Genomic DNA, 1715 nt, shown 5'->3' with positions numbered 1-1715 from the left:
AAAGCACAATAAAAATAGAGTTCTCGCTTCGCTAAAGGGGGAAAGGGGGAGGATTATTCTAATATTTTTCAATAACCATAAATTTAAGCCCTATGAAAGGTTTTAGTAAAATTGGGGAATTTCTAGACATAATTAACGGTAAGGTTTTATTATAGAAAAATTAGATGTTATACAAAGATAGGGGTTATAAGAAGGATTGCCTTCTTATTCCTGGATGGGGGCTGGATTATAAAATCCTTGAGGAATTGCCATTAAGGTATAACCTTATTTTTCCTTCAAGCTATGATTTTGAGGAGGAAGTCCTTTCCTTTCTTAAAAAGAAGGTTCTTATATTTGGCCATTCTTTGGGTGGATTTCTTGGGGCTAATTTTGCTGTTAAACATCCAGAATTAACAGAGAAGCTTATTCTTGTTGGAATAAGAAAAGGATATAAAAAAGAAGAAATTGAGCCTTTGAAGGAAAATCTTATAAAAAATAAAGAAGCCTGTCTTTACAGCTTCTATAAAAGTTCATTTAATAATGATGAATTCTTAAAATTTAAAAAGAAATTTTTGCCATACTACCTTAAAATGGATATAAAAATTCTTCTTGAAGGATTAGAAATTCTTTCAAGTTTAAAAATAGAGAGCAAACTTTTAAAAAAAATAGAACATTGTATCATCGTTGCTGGAATGAATGATAAAATTGCACCAATTAGCAGCGCAATTTCTCTTTGCGAAAAATCAAAAAAAGAGCTTATTTTGATGGATAACCTTAGTCATATCCCATTTCTAAATAAGGATTTCTTAAAATGGATAAAGGGATTATAGACAAATTTTCAAAGTATTACAAGGGAGGAGAAATCCAGGAAAAAATAGGAGAAAGCCTTATAGCCTTAACCCCTGATAATGTCTATAACATCCTTGAAATTGGATGTGGAGATGGACAATTTACAAAAATGCTTAAGGAAAGGTTTGCAGGAAAAATAATATCATTAGATGCATCAGAGAAAATGGTAAATTTGGCAAGAAATAGGGTAGGGGATGTAAAATTTGTTGTTGGAGATGGAGAGAAACCTCCATTTAAAAAAGGATTTAATCTAATCATATCCAATGCCTGTTTTCAATGGTTTAATGAGTTAGCCTCTTTGGAAAAATATAAAAACCTTCTTTTGAAAAACGGGGTTTTACTATTTTCCATTTTTGGCAAAAGCACATTAAATGAGCTTGCTTTCTCCCTTAATGAGCTATTTAAAATGGATATAAAAATAAGGGCTTTATCATTTCCAAAAAAAGAAGATATTGAGGAAATTTTAAGGAAAATATTTAAAGATTACTTTATAAAAGAGGAGGTTATTAAAAAAGAATATGACTCAATTATGGAAATGCTTGTAAGTATAAGGTATTCTTCTTCCCTAAATAAAAAGATGCTTTGGACAAAAGGTAGGGTTGAAAGATTGGATAGAATTTATAGGGATAAATTTGGAGGAATATTTGCTACATATGAGGTTTTTCTGTGTAAGGGACAAAATGTCAAATAATTATTGACCTTATTCTCTTTGGTTCACTATAATTTTGCACATTAAAGGGTCGTTAGCTCAATCGGCAGAGCAGGGGCCTCTTAAGCCCAAGGTTATAGGTTCGACTCCTATACGACCCAAGGAAAAACAAAGTGTTATAGAAAAAACATTTTGAGAAGATAAAACAAAAGTTGGCAGATAGGAGTCGAAGCCCGAA

Annotated in this window: 2 protein-coding genes and 1 tRNA gene; all 3 read left to right on the top strand. The window is 31.4% G+C overall.

Annotated elements, in window-relative coordinates; genetic code table 11:
- The first annotated feature begins 164 nt into the window (after positions 1-164).
- Positions 165-809 carry an alpha/beta hydrolase gene (locus tag AB1630_12990; GenBank protein MEW6104702.1) on the top strand — a complete coding sequence of 215 codons (645 nt, stop codon included), beginning with the start codon at positions 165-167 and terminating at the stop codon, positions 807-809.
- Positions 791-1519: a methyltransferase domain-containing protein gene (locus AB1630_12985; GenBank protein ID MEW6104701.1), complete on the top strand. Its 729-nt coding sequence runs from the start codon at positions 791-793 to the stop codon at positions 1517-1519. The genes AB1630_12990 and AB1630_12985 overlap by 19 nt, the downstream gene beginning before the upstream one ends.
- Positions 1520-1565: 46 nt before the next feature.
- Positions 1566-1638: transfer RNA gene (locus AB1630_12980), tRNA-Lys, on the top strand.
- Positions 1639-1715 lie beyond the last annotated feature (77 nt).

The sequence above is a fragment of the bacterium genome, assembly GCA_040753555.1.
In the GTDB taxonomy this organism is placed as follows: Bacteria; UBA9089; UBA9088; order UBA9088; family UBA9088; genus JBFLYE01.
The sequence above is the reverse complement of the archived record's forward strand: the minus strand, read 5'-3'. Positions and strand labels throughout refer to the sequence as shown.

Excerpts from the sequence above, each read along its gene's own strand:
- AB1630_12990 (MEW6104702.1), top strand. The coding sequence starts at position 165 with ATGTTATACAAAGATAGGGGTTATAAGAAGGATTGCCTTCTTATTCCT.
- AB1630_12985 (MEW6104701.1), top strand. The coding sequence starts at position 791 with ATGGATAAAGGGATTATAGACAAATTTTCAAAGTATTACAAGGGAGGA.